Genomic DNA, 14,858 nt, shown 5'->3' on the forward strand with positions numbered 1-14,858 from the left:
GCATGGCTGGACGATTGAAAGACAAGGTGGCGCTGATCATCGGCAGCGCGCGCGGCATCGGCAAGGGCACCGCACTGCGCTTTGCCGAAGAAGGCGCACGACTCGTGCTGGCCGACAGCGAGGCCGAGGCCGGGCAAGCGACCGCCAGCGAGCTCGGTGTCCCCTTCATCGGCACCGACATTTCGCAAATGCGCGACGCCGAGGCCGCGGTGACACTGGCGCTGAACCATTACGGCCACCTCGACATCATCGTGCAGAATGCCGGGATCTATCCCTGGCAATTGATCGAGAACACCAGCACCGACGACTGGGATCGCGTCATGGCCGTCAATCTGCGCGGCACCTTCAATGCCACTCGCGCAGCCCTGGTGCCGATGAAGGCGCAGCGCTCCGGACGAATGCTCTACACCTCCTCCATCACCGGACCGCATGTCACAAGCCCCGGCCACGGCCATTATTCGGCGACAAAGGCAGGCATCAACGGCTTCATCCGGGCAGCAGCCCTGGAGTTCTCCGGCTACGGCATTACCGTCAACGGCGTCGAGCCCGGCAACATCCTGACCGAAGCCATCCAGCAGCATCGCGGCGCCGCTTATATCAAGAACATGGAGGATTCGATCCCGCTCGGCCGGCTCGGCAGTCCGCGCGACGTCGCCAACGCGTTCCTGTTCCTCGCCTCGGACGACGCCGGCTACATCACCGGGACGACCATTGTCGTCGACGGCGGGCAATTGCTGCCCGAGGGCAAGGATTTCCGGATGGTGCCGCCTTGATCGCCCATGTCTTTCGGACGGCGCAGGAGCGATCCGCCGGGTAGAGGCGTCAGGAAGCTCGCCCCCTGAGGCCTGCAACCCCTGACCAATGAAAAACCCGCCACGGGAGCGACCCGCGGCGGGCTTTTGGAGTGGCTACATCCCGGAGGAATCGACCGCTTGCAATTGTATTGTGAACCGCGTGACCGTGTCAGCCTATGGTGTGATCGCGGAAGACAAGGCCATCACTTGCGATTGCGCCGAAAAGCCCTCGCGCCCTTGCCGAGAGACCTGGCAGCCTCCTTGGCGTCCTGCCAGCCTTTCAGCTTGATCGTCTTGCCCGTGCCCAGCACGGAGGACAACAAGAACTGCTCGATCTCCTGGCGCAAATCCTGCGGCAAATGGTCGGCAGTCACGGGCTTGTCCGGCGCATCCTCCTTGCGCGGGCAGAAAATATAACGATCGTTGCGGATGACCGCCCCATCAGGGTCCTTCTGCTTCACCCGCAATGCACCGAGCAGATCGCATTTGATGACCACGCCAGGTGCTGTAGCGGCCTGGTGGATCACCATCCCGTCGAGCGGATCACCATCTTCCCCGACGGTGGAAGGTACGAACCCCCAATCATAAGGGTATGTGTTGCCGACCGGCAGCGGCCTTGAATATTGAAAGACGCCCGTCTTGGGGTCGTAGGCGAGCTTGGCGGCTGCTCCGCGCGGCGTTTCGACGACAACGCGAAACAGGTTCCGCGACTTCGCCGGGAGTTTCAGAAAGTTCGTCATGGCTCGTCCATCCAGCGCCCAGATCGCAGTAGCACGCGCGAACAGGCAAAAGGTTCCCGCGTGGCAACCAACGAACGGAACCCGGTGCCGATACAAATGTTCAACGTTGGAGCGAAGGGAGAGTGTGAATGGTCAAGGTTTCGCCGCATGCGCTCAAGGGTATCGGCTATGTGGTCTCGACGGTAAGCGTCATATTGCTGGCGGTGGTCAGCTGGAAAAATGCCTCGCAAGACCCGGTGCTTGCCGCATGCCTGTTCGGTGGCGCCACCACATCGATTGCGGGCATGTGCTGCCGCTGGACATCCTATGCTATCGAAAAGCGGCAGAACAAGCTGTAACGCGCCGGCCTCGTTCAATCGATCTTGCGCGCAGCGTTGACTGTGGGTTGTACGCCGCGCAAACAAGAGCACTGAAATGGCTCATGCAGGCGCGCCGATACGCAAACAGCATCCGGGCACAAGCTGCGTAGCCGAGCTTGGCCTCCCTCACTCCATAACGATACCAAGCACAACCGCCTTCTTTGTGACGAGGGCTTTCAGATCCGCGTCAGAACGGTCCGTTCCCGTCCTTTGACGAAGCACTTCGATGAATTCGGCCATCGATAGAAAGGCAGGGCCGTCATGCTCCGTGAGCATCGTTTCGACCGCCTTGGCCACGTCGACGGTATCCGGTCCAACTGTCGTCTTCATCCGCCACCTCCGCGCAAGGTCGCCTTAGCGGTCAAGAAACTTCGAAGCCCTGCTAACGTTCCCATCGGCGAAATCGCAACCTGCGAAAAGCCTGCGGAGAATGGTCCGTCCGCATGATCGACGGTGACGAGGAACCAACCCGATCATTCTGTCTGGAAGTCTTTCGCCCTCGCCTTCGCAGAGGGCCAGAGGATACGTGCGGGGCTTACCGACTTCAAACGGATCTAGGTTCAATCCTCGGAAGCATCAGGCGCCCATCGTCCTGCCTCCAGGAAGGGCCAAATCGCATCTTCAAGACGACGTGGAATGGTGGGCGATGACGGGCTCGAACCGCCGACATCTTCGGTGTAAACGAAGCGCTCTACCAACTGAGCTAATCGCCCGCTCCGGCGCGGACCTTTAAGCGGTCGGGACCGGCTTCGCAAGGCCAAATGAACAGGTGACGCCCTGTCCGCAGGCCCGATTTGCGAACAAAACGCCGGCTGTCAAAAAACCTTCTCCAGTTTGTTGTTATGATGGTTTGGTGCGCTTGACACCCGGTGGCGAACCCCTTATCCAGCGCCCCAACGACGAACACGGCTGACACGTGCTCGTCAATGCGCGGGTGTAGCTCAGTTGGTTAGAGTGCCGGCCTGTCACGCCGGAGGTCGCGGGTTCGAGCCCCGTCACTCGCGCCATTAACTACCTCAAAGGCTTAGGCTTTTAGGGGTTAATGCCAGACAAAGTCAGATGCTTCTAATCTCATGTAAGCACCATGTAAGCAGCGGGACAAAAAGCCCCGCTGGCGCTACTACTGCAATTGCGGCGTCATTCCTTTCCTGCGACTATTATCGGCAAGGCGCGCGACATGGACGCAACACGGGGAAAAAGGGGCTTGCGTGTGGGGAAAAGTCTATGGGCGGCCTTAGTGCTGGTGACCGCGTCGACAATTTCGGCAGAGGCCGGCTTCTTCAGTGGCAACGAACTGCATGACTTGTGCGCTTCCTCGCCTGGGTTTGCGCAGGGCTACGTCCTCGGAGTGGCTGACTTAGTCGATCTAAATGTGGGCGTACTGGACCAAGTGACGGGACAGCCTGTGATTCCCAAAAAGTTCATCTGCATCCCTGGCGGAGTGGTAGCGCAACAAGCTGCAGACATCGCTTGCAAGTACCTCTCAGATCACCCTGAGAATAGACAGTCGGCGGCGCCGATCCTCGTCTACCAAGCCCTACTTGAAGCGTGGCGGTGCGCCCAATAAAAAAAAGCCCGCGACTGAAGCCGCGGGCCAAATGCGGCGCAACGGTTACGATTTCAGGCGGCCTTGCGCTAGTCCATCATCTTCCGGTGACAAGCCTCAACTGAGACTACCAACTGCTCGGAAAGGTCGCGAATGATCCACATCAGTGCCGTGTAGCGTCGAGCCTCGGAAACCATCTTCTGGTGGTCGCTGAGATCACTGTCGATCATCAGGCCGGTCGTCACATCGACCAGCACTTTCAGGTTTCTGATGTCTGCCTCCAGATCGTCCATAGTGCTCATGACTGCACCCCCTCGCGATGTTGCACAACCAGGGCAAAGCCGTGCGAGTGGTCGACTGTGGTCCGCCAATCGCCGCCGTGCATGCCTTTCAGCGATGCGGCCAGCCTGTCAGCGTGTCGCTGTGCGATCTCGGCCGGCGTGAGTTCGTCCAGACTCTCGAACTCGATCGGGTGATCTCTGGAGCCGGCCGCATAGACGTGCGCCTTCCACTGCCCGCCGATGTCGGCATTCCAGTCGGCCATTGCTGTGGCGAGTTCCTTGGCAAGGCGCGTGACGCGCTCACATGGCGTTTCAGGTGGCGTGGTGGCAGGAAGCGGCGCTGCGGCTGTGGCGGCTCCGAGGGCGGGAATAGAGGCTATTGCGCCAAGAGCGGCGCGACGGGTGATCTCAACCATGGCGGCGGTCCTCCTCCATGTTGGCCATTGCGCGGGCGCCAGCGTCGTACAGGACGTTGGAGGTCTTCAGGATGAGGTAGGCGAGGCTTCCGCGCGCCAGGCGCGTTCTCAGGGCCGCTGCGATCAGCAGCAAGGCTATTGCAGCATAGGTCATGACGGCCTCCGCTGGACAAACAGGATCCGGCCGGAAAATCGTCCGATGATCGGCATTACATCGGCAGCGGGCATAGCTTCGCCGGCTGCCGGAACAGGGGTGTTCGGCATTTGGTTGCTCCTGTAGCTATCTAAGTGTACAACGTACCAACAGATAGCGACCAAACGTCTTTCCGTCAACTTGCATAGGTACAGTGTACAAATGACGCCAATTCAAATGCGCATGGCTCGTGCGGCTCTTGGCTGGGGAGTTAGGGATCTTGCCGAGAAGGCGGGCGTGACCGCGAACACCGTGACTCGCATCGAAAACGGGTCGGACGCAAAGCAATCGACTGTTGCTGCCCTTCGCGCTGCCCTCGAATCGGCCGGCGTCGAGTTCATCCCTGAAAACGGCGGTGGTGCCGGGGTGAGGTTGAGGAAGACATGACGCTTCGGATCATCCAAGACGCTGGCGATGCCGAGCGGGAGTTCCGCGCAGCAATCCTGAAAGAACGGCGCGACGCGATCGAGGCAGGCAAGACCTTTGCAGCGGCCTGCATGAGTAGTGATGTCGCTGGCTTCTACCGAGCGGTCGATCAGATCGGTGAAACGGTCGACGGCTGGCGGCATGCTGCCATCGGCGTTTCTCGTTTGCGTGGTGTCGCGCCAGGCATCCGGGATGCATTCTTGTCGGTCTGGATCGAATCGAAGATGTTGCCGCTGATGGTTGGCGACAGGAAGGCTATGGCCGGTGCGCTGCGCGTCCTAATGCTACCAGCTCATCAAGGTGAACCAATTCACTTGTATCGCGGCGCCAGCGCCAAGGAACGGCGATCCGCGACCTATGGCTTTTCCTGGAGCACTGATTTCGCGACCGCCCGTACCTTTGCCGAGCACTGGCGTAAGTCAGAGGCCGGTGGAGTCCTGCTTGAGACGATCGCACCCGCAACGGCTGTTCTGTTAAGGCGAGAGATCGAAGGCTACTACGACGAGGGCGAAGTAGTCGTCGATCCCTATCGGCTTGACAGGGTCAAGCTTGTCGAGCGCCTGCCGCCCGTTCGCTGAAATCGTCAAGCGCGCCCTTGTGGGGGCGAAGCTTGCGCGCGATGCTGCTCTGCTTATGGGGAGAAGCACCGGACGCTATCCGGGCGAGCAGGTCGAAGCCCTCACTCGCTGAAATCGTCAAGCCGCTCCCTTCGAGACTTAACAAAGCGACCTTCAGTTATCGGTTCCGTTGCGGGGAATCAGCGGCTCTAGAAGTGTCCCCTCGTCGGGATGAGGAGGCGGCTGAGGTGTCACAATTTTCAGCCTGTTGCCATCGGCGCGGGGCAACATTTCGTTGAGCGCAAGCATGTCGCCTCTATCGAAAGTGTGCAGTTCGTCCACGTTGTTCAAAAGCGCGGTTGCAATATGGATTGCGTCCTGGGGCTTTCGGATCGACGGGTGCTTTCGGAGCAAGCGGCGTGCGGCGACGCCGACGTCCATGTCAACCTGCACAGAAACCACGAAATCCTGTTCGATGTAATCTTCAAACGCCTCATCGTTGGAAACCGACAAGATGTCCGATTCCTTGTTAGGCTTATAGACCTCAGCCAACGTAAACGCGGACGTCCAGATCTTCACTTCACCGCGCTGGGCTCGCTCAATTATATGCTGACATGCCTCGAACCGGCCGGCCTCTCGCTGGATCAATGCGATCCACATACAAGCGTCCCAATAGTAGTTAGGCACCTCAGCCAAAGCCGCCCTCGCGTAGCTTGTCGATAAACTCGGCGGTGGACGCGCCATCGGTAAAATTGGAATCTTCGATGTCCCGGATTGTCATCTGCCGCGGTACGATTCTGCGGATACTGGTCGCATCAACGCGGGTCAGCTTCCCATCATCATCGAAATAGAGACGACCGCGCACAACCACGCGACGATGCTCCCAGACATCCAGAAAATTTGCGGAGTCTGCGATTTCATCCTGGGTGGCCTGGTCGATCCGGCAAACGATCTCTCGATCTGTCTTTCGCTCCCTAATTCGGATAGCCGGCTTGTTTCGATCCGTGCAAACATCCACCAAGGACCCTTCAACGGATCCTATCTCGATGCGCTTGCGCTTTTGGGGATAGAGATCGAACGCGTCGCTGTCCTGTTCCTCAATGACCTCCAGTGCGGCCGTAGCCACCTTGGGAGTGACCGTAATAGGGTGGGGCATCAAGTTCCCAAACTTCGCAACCGTCCGCCCGATGCCGTTGGTGTTGCGTTTGAGCAGCCTCTTCATCAGATCCTTGCGGCGTTTGCCAAGATCGCCTGCGGGCCTCCGGCCGTGGCTCACATCATCCAAAAACTTGGCTGTCTCGGCCGCCCTGGCTCGGGCGATCGGCTCGACGTTGACTGCCGGATCCAGGGACACGGCTTCAGCTTCTGCCGTGAAAGGGCTATTGGTGCCAGCGAAGGTCAAATTCCACACGACAACGCCGGAGTCAGCCTCGTCGACTAACGCCTCGAAGAAATCAAGCACCTGCTGCATCGCGTCCTTCACGTCGAGGACTGTCGGATGCTCGGCAGATGGTTGGACTGTTATCTTGACCTTCGTCGTCATGGTTTCAAACGGCTCCCTTAGCCCTAGCCGTACAAAGATTGACGCTATCAGAATGCGCCTAACCAGGTAAAGCGACCGTTTCATCGTCGTTCGAAAGTCGGTTTCCAGTCGTGGTTTCGCTTTGCGTTTACGCCTTCGTAGTCAGGAATGCAGGTGAAGAACACCGCGCGATGATCGCGGCCCGCGGCCTTGCAGTGGGAGCAAACGAATAGCCCGACAAGATCCTCATGCATTGAGCCATGGCCAGGGCCGAGGCGGTCTATCAGCGCTTGTATGTTGAGTTTCGTTGATCTGCAGCACATGGGATGGCTGCAGTTGACGTGCACGCTTTCGCGCGCTGCAAGGGTGTCGGCGAGTGTCTTGAGAGGCATGGCGAAACTCCATTGAGAGGGTTCGCCGCAACGGGAGGATTATATTCCTCGGCTCGAGGTCTGTGGCAAGCCTATTCCGGCAGGCCAGGATCGTAATGCACAATCGCGTCGAGGATCGTGCGGTACAGGCTGTCGACCTCTTCGTCGATCTCGCCTCGTTTGATGCCGAGCGCCTTGGCGTCGGCGATCAGTTTGTGCGTGAGCTCGCCAACGGAGATGACGTCTGCCTTCGTCGTCTCAGGTATGTTGTTGGCGATCCATTGATCCAGGAAGTTGATCCCGCGCGTACTCATACTGCGATAAGCTCAGCTTGGCGGTTAGGTTCCGGCCGGCGTGGTCAGCGCAGCCCCTGCATAATGAATTCGTAGATGGTGCCAATTTCTTCATCGATCTCGTGGCCGGGAATACCTTGGGCTTCGGCCGCCCGTTTTGCGTCCACAGTCATATCAATCACCATCAGGACCGGGTCAATGATCGGATCGTCTGGCAAATGGTCCGATATCCAATGGTAGAGAAAATCACTGCCGCGCTTGCTCATTTTTCCCAGAAATCGCACTGACCCGCAAAAAGCCGCGACTCAATTAGCATGCGCTAAAATAGTTCCTGAAGATTTTAAACGAATTTCAACTTACGAATCCGTAAGTCGCGCGCATGAGCCTAGCCTAATATGAGTGGCTCATGAACAAGCCTCCCGCGGAAACTGACCCAGCCGACCGACCTTACGAGATTGAAGCGTTCGCCGAAAAGCACGGCTTAACGTTAAAGGCGGCAGACGTGATTTTGCTTGCGAACGGCCCGTCGCGTGTCGCCTGCGACGCCGCAGCCAAGGCGTTCCTGGCCGCAGTTGCAGGACGAACTCACAGTCTTAAGGCCCATTGAAGCCCACCAGCCAACGATTGTTTCGGCCGCTGTCCTACGCCGCCAACTCTTCCCGCGCGTCCTGGCGTCCGCCTGTGGCCAGCCGCATGCATTGCGAGGCCATGCTGCGGGAAAGACCCTTTTGCGTCTCGATCCACGGCCCGAAATGACCATGCGGCAACCGCGCCTTGACCTTGAGCAGCCAGCGGCCGACGGCGAGCTTCTGGTCGACGGATAGGTGGCCGCGTGGAACTGGCCGAGTCTCTGCCGGCGCCGGATCTGCCAGCGACACGACATTGCTCGGCGACATCAGCTTGAGATATGCGCGGTGCACGTCATGCTGCTTTTCGGCAGGAAGTTTGTTGAACTGCCTGACGGTCATCCCGCAGCCGAAGGCAAGGACCGCAGTATGGCGCTTCTCGCCTCTCATCCGGCCGAGGCGCCCGTATTGCCATTCGTTCGGCAACCGATAGATGCCAACGCCTTCGACCTCGATCTCGGTCATGCTGCCACCTTCTCGAAAATCGCGGTGCCCGCCAGCATCGGATAAAGCAGCGCCACCATGTTGTTGGAAGTCAGACCAGGCATCGCCCTGGCCATGCGCCGAACGTGGCAAAGGTCGATCCGGTCGAAGGCCTCGAACAAGGCCGAGCCGATCGGCATAACCTCGACCAGGATGAGGTAAGAGACCGCCTGCAGCGTGGCGGCGTGGAGCTCCAGACCATTGCCGGTCGAGTTGATCACCTTCAGCACAAGGGCCAGGTGCGCCTCGCCATGCCGGCGCCCTATCGCCCGAAGGGTCGGCTTGCAGTAGCAGTGCCCTGGCTGGCGGCCGCTCGAGCGATTGTCGGCGCTGTCATGAAGCTTCACGCCACAGGCACGGGCGATGGCATAGATATCGCAGGGGTGAGACGTCCGTGCCAGCATGCTTCGCCTTGCCGTCGAGAACGGGGCGATAATGCATAACCCGCCGCTTATACGCAAGCCGGTCGATAGGGGGATTCACAAGGCGTTGGCATGGGGATGGCGATTGCCGGCTATCCCCAGGCAGTGAAGCCGGATGGTGGTGTCTGGCTGAAGGCGCTGGCGCCGAAATTGGCCGTGCTGAAATCGGTGTTATTTAGAACGCTGATGCCGGCGAAGATCGCACCTGATGCAAGGCCGCTGGGAAGCGCAATGCCCCCTGATGCCGTCGCAGGATCTGCCGCGCCTGATCCATTCCAGTTGCCGGCCCCCTTTCGGCACCAGAAAAGCTGAGCGCCTATATCGATGGCAAGGCTGCAGGTGTCGCCATTGTTGATCGCTGCCAGAACCGACGTAGGAGTGAAGTTCTTCCAGACCTGACCGTTTGATATAAGCCCAATGCCGTTGGAATCGGTGCCAAAGAAGGCATTCGCACCACCTTGAAGAGGTGAGCTTGAATTCCCGAACCCGCAACATCCCTCGCCGGCCCCCTTCGATCCAAGCGTCCATTCCCAATACCATTTCCCGGAACTATGCGATGTCTGAGAGCGAACCGATATCCATGCCGCTGTCGCCGTGTCGGTGGCGGTCAGATTGCCATTCGAAAGCGTGATGTTGGTCGCTTTGTCAGACGGATTGAGCGTGCCGTAAACGACGGGCGGGGCGCTGTTGCGAAACATCTGTCCTGTACCGAGCAGCATTGCGTTCACCTTTCTTTGGGGCTTGGGGTTTGGGGCTCACGCCCTCGCCGCCGCAGTCGTCATTGTGTAGTACATGTCGAGCGCCTGCTGCTTTGCGGTCTCATTGCTCACGCCCGGCGCCGCGGTATAGTTGAAGGTGATCGGATTGCCCGGCTGCTGGACATTGACCGAGGTGCCATAGTTTCCGTCGCTCGATGTCGTCGGGAATTTGACGCTCGGCCGCGTGGTCTTCCCGACACCCCAGCTTGAGATATAGCTGCCGTACTGAGGGTCGAAGGAGTCACCGAACATGGTGTTGCCGGTGCCTGTCGCGCCGCTGTCGTTGTTATGGACGAGCGCCGCGAGGGAATAGGAATCCATCTTCATCCATGACGCGACTTCCGACAGCTTGCTGATCGTTATCGCCTGCTGCGCCCGCTCCTGCTGCGAATAGCCGCCGATGTCCCCACTCAGGGACTTGAGATAGCTCTTGGTGTTCTTGTCGAGAGAGGAGACGTTATCGGCTGTGGTCTGTGTGTTGTCGGCTGTCTGATTGGTGCCGTACAGAATTTTGTCGTACGTGGTCTTGCCGTCGTAAATGTCCTGCTTGTTCTGCGGCGTCAGCTTCGACCATTCGTTCGCAGTAGCCCCAACCGGATTTTCCCATGGCCCGGAGCTTTTGTAACTGGTCACTCCGACACCGGAGCCGTTGGCATTCGGCTGGTAATTACTGCGCTGATCGGGCAGAGTGATCTTGTTCGGATCCCCACCATAGCGCGTGACGGTCGGCAGCGCGCCGCCTGAGCCCCCTTGCATGGCCGCGAGCGCATCCATTGACGCGTTCTCTGCCGCACGGAACGCCTGGGCAAACTGCCCTGTGATGGTGTTTGCCGCGGCACCGGCGGCGCCCTGAATCTCTGCCAGTTTAGCCTTGAGGTCGTTGAGGTTCGCGGTGGCCTCGTCGATCTCCAATTTGACGTCGGCGCCTTGCTCCGCTTGCTGCTTCAGTTCCGCGAGCTTGGTCTCAACGAATTTGATGCTGTTTTCCAGCGCGGACGTGTCGGCGGACGAGAATTTGAGCGGCCCATTGATCACCTTGTCGGCGAAGCTGCCGGGGATGATTGTAAGGCCGGTTATCTGGGAGAGCAGATTCCTGAAATTCGACGTGCTCGGGTTATTGCTGAACTCGGTCATGGCCTTGGAAATGCCGTTGATTTCCCTTGAGAGACCGGCGATATCGCTGGTGAAAGCGACCAGGCCCGGCCCCGCGTTGATGAGCGCTTCGCCTAGCTGAACGTCGATGACCTTCGACAGGACGTCGAGCTTGTCATCCAACTCGCCCGCCTTCTGAAGCAGGTCGTCGGGAATGATGATCCCCAGGCCCTTCGCCGTCTGCTTGAACTTGTCGAGCGACGCGCGGCCCTGGTCGAGGATCCGCGACATCTCGACCCCGCCTTTCCCGAAAATCACGGTCGCCAGCGCAGCCTGCTTGGTCGCGTCCGTTGTGTTCGCCATGGCATCGGCGACCAGCTTCAGGCGCTCTTCCTGATCCTTGGTATTGATGATGGCCTGGAGCAATTGCGGATTGAGGTTTTTCAGGCCGGCATAGAGTGCGCCCTGGCCATTGGCAGCAAGGCCGGCGTTCTTGGCGAAAATGTCGAGCGAGGAATTGATGGATTCGTATTCGATATTCGCTTGCTTGGCGGCAAACGTCAAAGCCTGGAACGTGTCCGGCTTCAGGCCGGCCGTTTTGGAGTCGGCCGCAATCTTGTCGTAGTCGCTGATCGTCTGCTTGAGCTTTTCGAAGGCGCCGCCCAAGGATGCGACGGCAGCAAGGCCAGCGCCAGCGGCAAGGCCGGTGCCGAAGTTCTTGAGCGACGCGCCGATGGAATTAACGCCTTTCTCGACGTTCGAAACGCTCTTCGCCATTCGGGCGCTTTGCTGCTCGACCGTCGTCGCGCTCTGCCGAAATCCATCAGCAAATTTGCTTGCGTTCGTCGTCAAATCGATTGCGATCGAGCCGACCGTTGCAACCATGGTTATGCACTCCCCTGGGTTTCGATCGCCTCGACCTCGGCCGCCAGCACAGCGTTATGCGCTGCGAGCCAGCCACTGACCGCGGTTTCGACTTCTTCGATTGCTTGCAATCCCGAGCCGCTGGTCTGGAAAGCCATCTCAATGCCGGCCACGACCATGTTGCGCGCGATCTCAAGCATCTGTTCCCTGCGCGCCGCGTCGGATGCGTCAATGCGCTCGGACCAGTATGTCGACGGTTTCATGCTGCCTCGCTCCGATCGTCGGTGCGGCGCTGCTTGGTTGCCCACCGGCTATTGCGGAATTTCTGAACTGCGCGCTCCGCCGCGATCTGTTCCTCGGCATTGGCGTACAACATGGCGTTCCACGAAGGCCGGCCGAAACGACGCTCAAGATCCTCGCCCTCACGATAAAACTCTGCGATCGCTTGGCTCATTTCGGGCGTGCCGTCATTGGCCAGCCGCGGCAATCCGAACTCCCTGCGGTGGAAGTGTCGGCGCCATGCCTCGTCTGCGGCATTGGAGGCCAATCCAGCGGCTTCTATGGCCACTGGCGGCAATTTCTCGTCTGGCCTCTTGCCGCCGGCGAAAAGCCGCTGGTGAAGCCGCCGACGCTCGGCCGTGGCGATACTCAAGGCCCGATTGGCCGAGAGCCTGGTCGCGATGCTTCCCCCCTTCACGTCCTTGTTCAAATCAGCGATCCGCCGATCGATCTCAACGAAGTCAACGATCAGTTCGACGCGGCTGTCTGCATCGAGGTCATGCCGTGCCAGATCGTTGACCACGCGGTCGAAGCGGGTTCGGTCCCTTTTTGACCTAAGACGTGAAGGATATTCATGTTTCATCGAAAATTTCCCTGCGGAGGGGACATTGCACTGTGCGTGAGCATCGCAGGCGGTCTACGAAAACGAGATCGATTTTGGTCTCGATGGCCCCCCACGGTCACATCTTCCTCCACTGATCGGCCTTGGCCTTCTTGCGCCATGCGTCGGCCTCGACAGTCTCGACGGTGTCGGCGTCCAGTTCGGTTGCCGCTTCGTGGACGTTCTGCATGTAGAGATCGTCGCCGGCATAGCCGCAGAGCAGCACGGTCTTGCCGTCTTCGGTGAGCACGACGTCGACCTGATCGAAGGGCAAGGGTGCGATGGTCCTCATGGTCTTGCGTCGCGTCCCTTCTTCACCATCAGTTTCCAGCCGAGTCCGTCGCCTGGCTGCAGACCTGTTGCTGCATCGAGCTCGCAGTGCCAACTTGATCCTTGGTGGGTGCACACGTCGCCGCGGTGGTATTCCGTTCCTTTGCCCCATACGCCTCTGTAGGCCATTGTCGGACGGGCTTCCAAAGCCTCGACGCGCGCAAGCAAGTCCAAGTCTTCTGGCGGGCCTTCAACCTTTTCGAATTCTGCAATCCTGCCTTGGCCGTCGAACTTCGTGACCCTGGTGACGGACTTCTCCAAAGCCTTGGTGAGCGGCTGGCCAGTATCGCGAGCCTTGACGGTCGGGCGCGCCTCGATCTCGGCGAGGCGCGTCTCCAATTCCTTCACGCGCTCACTCATCCAGACATGCATCCCGAGATGTTCCCCGGCAACATCCATCAGCAGATCGATCGACGCTCTGCCGGCAGCATCGACGTCATGGCGTTGCATCGTGATTTTTGCTTGGTCGATGTGGTACTCAAGAAATGCCATGAAGGCCGCATCCAGCGCTGCCTTGTCGCCCCGTTGGCGCGCTCCTATCGGATACGTGGGCGCGGGAACGTTCTTGATGTCCCACTTCTTTTTGGAGCGCGTTGGCGACGCCGCGACGACTGGCTTCTTTGGGGCAAGCTCGCCGAGTTCGACGTCGAAACGCTTTTGCTGCATCTGGTCGACGCGACCGCGCAGAACCCGGATCTGGTCGTTGAGCCTCTGCTGCAGATCGCCATCCTGGTCGAGCGCATGCTTTGCGCGATCAGCATCGACGCCCGCGACTTTCTCCGCGATCGCCTTTTCCAGACCCGCGATCTCGACATCGATTTTGTTGAGCCCGTGCTGAAGCGGGTCACCGATGACCGGGCGTTTCTTGGTCATGCGGCTGCCTCGATTGCGGTGATGAGACCCTGCCGAAGGCACCACTCCAGCGAGGTTAGTGATTCCGTCGCCGCTTCGGCGACCAGGGCTTGCAGGTCGGCGCCGCTTCGATCGGCGATGAGGTTGAGCATCTGAGCGTCGACTGCGCGAAGCCTGCGAGCCGCTTCGACGTGGCGAAAAACGTTCCAGCGCTCACGTAGTTCAGGCCTGCCCTCGACCATGTGGATTAGAATTTGGGTATCGGGCGATGCTATCCGTTCGTCGCAAGCCATCATGACAATGGTGCCAGCGGAGAGGCATCGCTTCAAAAGCGTGGCGCGTTTGGTGGTGGCTGGATGCCAAGCAATCGCCCTGAAAATACGCAGTGCCTCCGCGTACTCGCCGCCCTCAGTATCGAGCACAACGTTGATGTTCGGAGACAAATGTGCGGCGCGTAGGTGGTCGCAGACGGATGTCGCCAGATTTTGGGTGATCTCGCCGATGACGTGGATCGTCGCGACGTCAGCCACCGACATGAGCACTTCGTCGCGCTGGGCTTCTGCTCGTGCACGGACCTGGGCCATCAACCAGTCGGCCGGCTCGATTCCGCTCCGGCGACGTTCAAAAATCGCCGGCAGAAATTCGCGAACTTGCCCTTCCAGCACGGCGAGGCGATCGAGGATTTCTTCGGGCTTCATCCGGCACTCCGGCGAGAGGAAATTTCCTATGCGCCGAATCTAACCCAGGTCAGCTAGCCGTAACCAAGAGCCGTTACTACGCGTGCTTCTTCGCAAACTGGCGGCACATGAAGGCGAAAGCTTCGCGCTGTTTTTCAGCATCGTGCTCATCTTGCGGGTTCAAGGCGCCGGCATCGATCAGGGCATTCCTCATCGGCCGGTCGATAACGGCTCGAGCGGTAATTGCGTCGACGCGGCCGACCTCGTCGCGATGGGAGTTCACCCGACAGGAGGCGCTGCAGAAACGCGCATCAGCCCGCTTGCCCTCAAGGCTGCCGCTGCACCACAGGCATGTCCGATCGGCCGCGCCCATGGC

At 59.5% G+C, this 14,858-nt stretch carries 26 protein-coding genes and 2 tRNA genes; 7 read left to right on the forward strand and 21 right to left on the reverse strand.

Annotated elements, in window-relative coordinates; all coding sequences use genetic code 11:
• Positions 1-2 precede the first annotated feature (2 nt).
• Positions 3-773: an SDR family NAD(P)-dependent oxidoreductase gene (locus JG747_RS23470; protein ID WP_202360132.1), complete on the forward strand. Its 771-nt coding sequence runs from the start codon at positions 3-5 to the stop codon at positions 771-773.
• A gap of 224 nt (positions 774-997) precedes the next feature.
• Here JG747_RS23470 and JG747_RS23475 read toward each other — a convergent pair whose 3' ends face one another.
• Entirely contained in the window at positions 998-1,630 is a 633-nt protein-coding gene (locus tag JG747_RS23475; protein WP_244748202.1) for an inorganic diphosphatase, read from the reverse strand.
• A gap of 32 nt (positions 1,631-1,662) precedes the next feature.
• Between JG747_RS23475 and JG747_RS23480 the strand changes: the two genes are divergently transcribed.
• Complete coding sequence (locus JG747_RS23480; RefSeq protein WP_019857723.1) at positions 1,663-1,872, forward strand: hypothetical protein; 210 nt, start codon at positions 1,663-1,665, stop codon at positions 1,870-1,872.
• Between the two features lie 147 nt (positions 1,873-2,019).
• Here the strand turns inward: JG747_RS23480 and JG747_RS23485 are convergent, their stop codons facing one another.
• A complete protein-coding gene (locus JG747_RS23485; RefSeq protein ID WP_202360133.1) occupies positions 2,020-2,223 on the reverse strand; it encodes a hypothetical protein in 204 nt (67 codons plus the stop codon).
• A gap of 307 nt (positions 2,224-2,530) precedes the next feature.
• Positions 2,531-2,606: transfer RNA gene (locus tag JG747_RS23490), tRNA-Val, on the reverse strand.
• 217 nt (positions 2,607-2,823) lie between these two features.
• Between JG747_RS23490 and JG747_RS23495 the strand changes: the two genes are divergently transcribed.
• Both JG747_RS23495 and JG747_RS37875 read left to right on the forward strand, forming a co-directional pair.
• Positions 2,824-2,900 (forward strand) — tRNA-Asp (locus JG747_RS23495).
• A 170-nt stretch (positions 2,901-3,070) separates the two neighbouring features.
• The gene (locus JG747_RS37875) at positions 3,071-3,460 is read left to right on the forward strand and encodes a Rap1a/Tai family immunity protein (RefSeq protein WP_446720597.1); all 390 of its coding nucleotides are present in this window, start codon (positions 3,071-3,073) and stop codon (positions 3,458-3,460) included.
• Between the two features lie 68 nt (positions 3,461-3,528).
• Here JG747_RS37875 and JG747_RS23500 read toward each other — a convergent pair whose 3' ends face one another.
• From JG747_RS23500 to JG747_RS23510, 3 genes are read right to left on the reverse strand one after another with little or no spacing between them, the layout of a single operon-like run.
• A complete protein-coding gene (locus JG747_RS23500; protein WP_202360134.1) occupies positions 3,529-3,741 on the reverse strand; it encodes a hypothetical protein in 213 nt (70 codons plus the stop codon).
• Positions 3,738-4,136: a hypothetical protein gene (locus JG747_RS23505; protein WP_202360135.1), complete on the reverse strand. Its 399-nt coding sequence runs from the start codon at positions 4,134-4,136 to the stop codon at positions 3,738-3,740. Before JG747_RS23505 ends, JG747_RS23500 begins: the two co-directional genes overlap by 4 nt.
• Positions 4,129-4,290: a hypothetical protein gene (locus JG747_RS23510; protein WP_202360136.1), complete on the reverse strand. Its 162-nt coding sequence runs from the start codon at positions 4,288-4,290 to the stop codon at positions 4,129-4,131. Before JG747_RS23510 ends, JG747_RS23505 begins: the two co-directional genes overlap by 8 nt.
• Positions 4,291-4,512: 222 nt before the next feature.
• On the opposite strand from JG747_RS23510, the gene JG747_RS23515 reads away from it, so the two are divergent.
• Together JG747_RS23515 and JG747_RS23520 are read left to right on the forward strand one after the other, a co-directional pair.
• Positions 4,513-4,716 (forward strand): helix-turn-helix domain-containing protein, encoded by a 204-nt coding sequence (locus tag JG747_RS23515; protein WP_202360137.1) that lies wholly within the window; start codon positions 4,513-4,515, stop codon positions 4,714-4,716.
• The gene (locus JG747_RS23520) at positions 4,713-5,333 is read left to right on the forward strand and encodes a hypothetical protein (protein ID WP_202360138.1); all 621 of its coding nucleotides are present in this window, start codon (positions 4,713-4,715) and stop codon (positions 5,331-5,333) included. Before JG747_RS23515 ends, JG747_RS23520 begins: the two co-directional genes overlap by 4 nt.
• 153 nt (positions 5,334-5,486) lie before the next feature.
• On the opposite strand, the gene JG747_RS23525 is transcribed toward JG747_RS23520, so the two are convergent.
• From JG747_RS23525 to JG747_RS23545, 5 genes are all read right to left on the reverse strand, one after another.
• Positions 5,487-5,972, reverse strand: coding sequence for a PIN domain-containing protein (locus JG747_RS23525; RefSeq protein ID WP_202360139.1), 486 nt, complete (start codon positions 5,970-5,972; stop codon positions 5,487-5,489).
• A gap of 28 nt (positions 5,973-6,000) precedes the next feature.
• Positions 6,001-6,855: a hypothetical protein gene (locus JG747_RS23530; RefSeq protein WP_202360140.1), complete on the reverse strand. Its 855-nt coding sequence runs from the start codon at positions 6,853-6,855 to the stop codon at positions 6,001-6,003.
• An 80-nt stretch (positions 6,856-6,935) separates the two neighbouring features.
• Positions 6,936-7,226, reverse strand: a complete 291-nt coding sequence (locus tag JG747_RS23535; RefSeq protein WP_202360141.1) for a hypothetical protein — start codon at positions 7,224-7,226, stop codon at positions 6,936-6,938.
• Between the two features lie 71 nt (positions 7,227-7,297).
• A complete protein-coding gene (locus JG747_RS23540) occupies positions 7,298-7,519 on the reverse strand; it encodes a DUF768 domain-containing protein (RefSeq protein ID WP_202360142.1) in 222 nt (73 codons plus the stop codon).
• Between the two features lie 44 nt (positions 7,520-7,563).
• A complete protein-coding gene (locus JG747_RS23545) occupies positions 7,564-7,764 on the reverse strand; it encodes a DUF768 domain-containing protein (RefSeq protein ID WP_202360143.1) in 201 nt (66 codons plus the stop codon).
• Positions 7,765-7,904: 140 nt separating this feature from the next.
• Here JG747_RS23545 and JG747_RS23550 point away from each other — a divergent pair, with 140 nt between their 5' ends.
• Complete coding sequence (locus JG747_RS23550; protein ID WP_202360144.1) at positions 7,905-8,105, forward strand: hypothetical protein; 201 nt, start codon at positions 7,905-7,907, stop codon at positions 8,103-8,105.
• A gap of 34 nt (positions 8,106-8,139) precedes the next feature.
• Here the strand turns inward: JG747_RS23550 and JG747_RS23555 are convergent, their stop codons facing one another.
• The 10 genes from JG747_RS23555 to JG747_RS23600 all read right to left on the reverse strand — a co-directional run bounded on the left by JG747_RS23555 (position 8,140) and on the right by JG747_RS23600 (position 14,855).
• Positions 8,140-8,589: a DUF3102 domain-containing protein gene (locus JG747_RS23555; RefSeq protein WP_202360145.1), complete on the reverse strand. Its 450-nt coding sequence runs from the start codon at positions 8,587-8,589 to the stop codon at positions 8,140-8,142.
• Complete coding sequence (locus JG747_RS23560) at positions 8,586-9,011, reverse strand: hypothetical protein (protein WP_202360146.1); 426 nt, start codon at positions 9,009-9,011, stop codon at positions 8,586-8,588. The genes JG747_RS23555 and JG747_RS23560 overlap by 4 nt, the downstream gene beginning before the upstream one ends.
• A gap of 110 nt (positions 9,012-9,121) precedes the next feature.
• A complete protein-coding gene (locus tag JG747_RS23565) occupies positions 9,122-9,748 on the reverse strand; it encodes a hypothetical protein (protein WP_202360147.1) in 627 nt (208 codons plus the stop codon).
• A gap of 36 nt (positions 9,749-9,784) precedes the next feature.
• Complete coding sequence (locus JG747_RS23570; protein WP_244748203.1) at positions 9,785-11,545, reverse strand: hypothetical protein; 1,761 nt, start codon at positions 11,543-11,545, stop codon at positions 9,785-9,787.
• Between the two features lie 221 nt (positions 11,546-11,766).
• Positions 11,767-12,006 (reverse strand): hypothetical protein, encoded by a 240-nt coding sequence (locus JG747_RS23575; RefSeq protein WP_202360149.1) that lies wholly within the window; start codon positions 12,004-12,006, stop codon positions 11,767-11,769.
• Positions 12,003-12,605, reverse strand: a complete 603-nt coding sequence (locus JG747_RS23580) for a hypothetical protein (RefSeq protein WP_202360150.1) — start codon at positions 12,603-12,605, stop codon at positions 12,003-12,005. Before JG747_RS23580 ends, JG747_RS23575 begins: the two co-directional genes overlap by 4 nt.
• A gap of 97 nt (positions 12,606-12,702) precedes the next feature.
• Positions 12,703-12,915: a hypothetical protein gene (locus tag JG747_RS23585; protein ID WP_202360151.1), complete on the reverse strand. Its 213-nt coding sequence runs from the start codon at positions 12,913-12,915 to the stop codon at positions 12,703-12,705.
• On the reverse strand, positions 12,912-13,826 hold the full coding sequence (locus JG747_RS23590; protein WP_202360152.1) for a hypothetical protein: 915 nt from the start codon (positions 13,824-13,826) through the stop codon (positions 12,912-12,914). The genes JG747_RS23585 and JG747_RS23590 overlap by 4 nt, the downstream gene beginning before the upstream one ends.
• Complete coding sequence (locus JG747_RS23595; RefSeq protein ID WP_202360153.1) at positions 13,823-14,503, reverse strand: ATP-dependent Clp protease proteolytic subunit; 681 nt, start codon at positions 14,501-14,503, stop codon at positions 13,823-13,825. Before JG747_RS23595 ends, JG747_RS23590 begins: the two co-directional genes overlap by 4 nt.
• 76 nt (positions 14,504-14,579) lie before the next feature.
• A complete protein-coding gene (locus tag JG747_RS23600) occupies positions 14,580-14,855 on the reverse strand; it encodes a hypothetical protein (protein WP_202360154.1) in 276 nt (91 codons plus the stop codon).
• Positions 14,856-14,858 lie beyond the last annotated feature (3 nt).

The sequence above is a fragment of the Mesorhizobium sp. 131-3-5 genome (genome assembly GCF_016756575.1).
GTDB lineage: Bacteria > Pseudomonadota > Alphaproteobacteria > Rhizobiales > Rhizobiaceae > Mesorhizobium > Mesorhizobium jarvisii.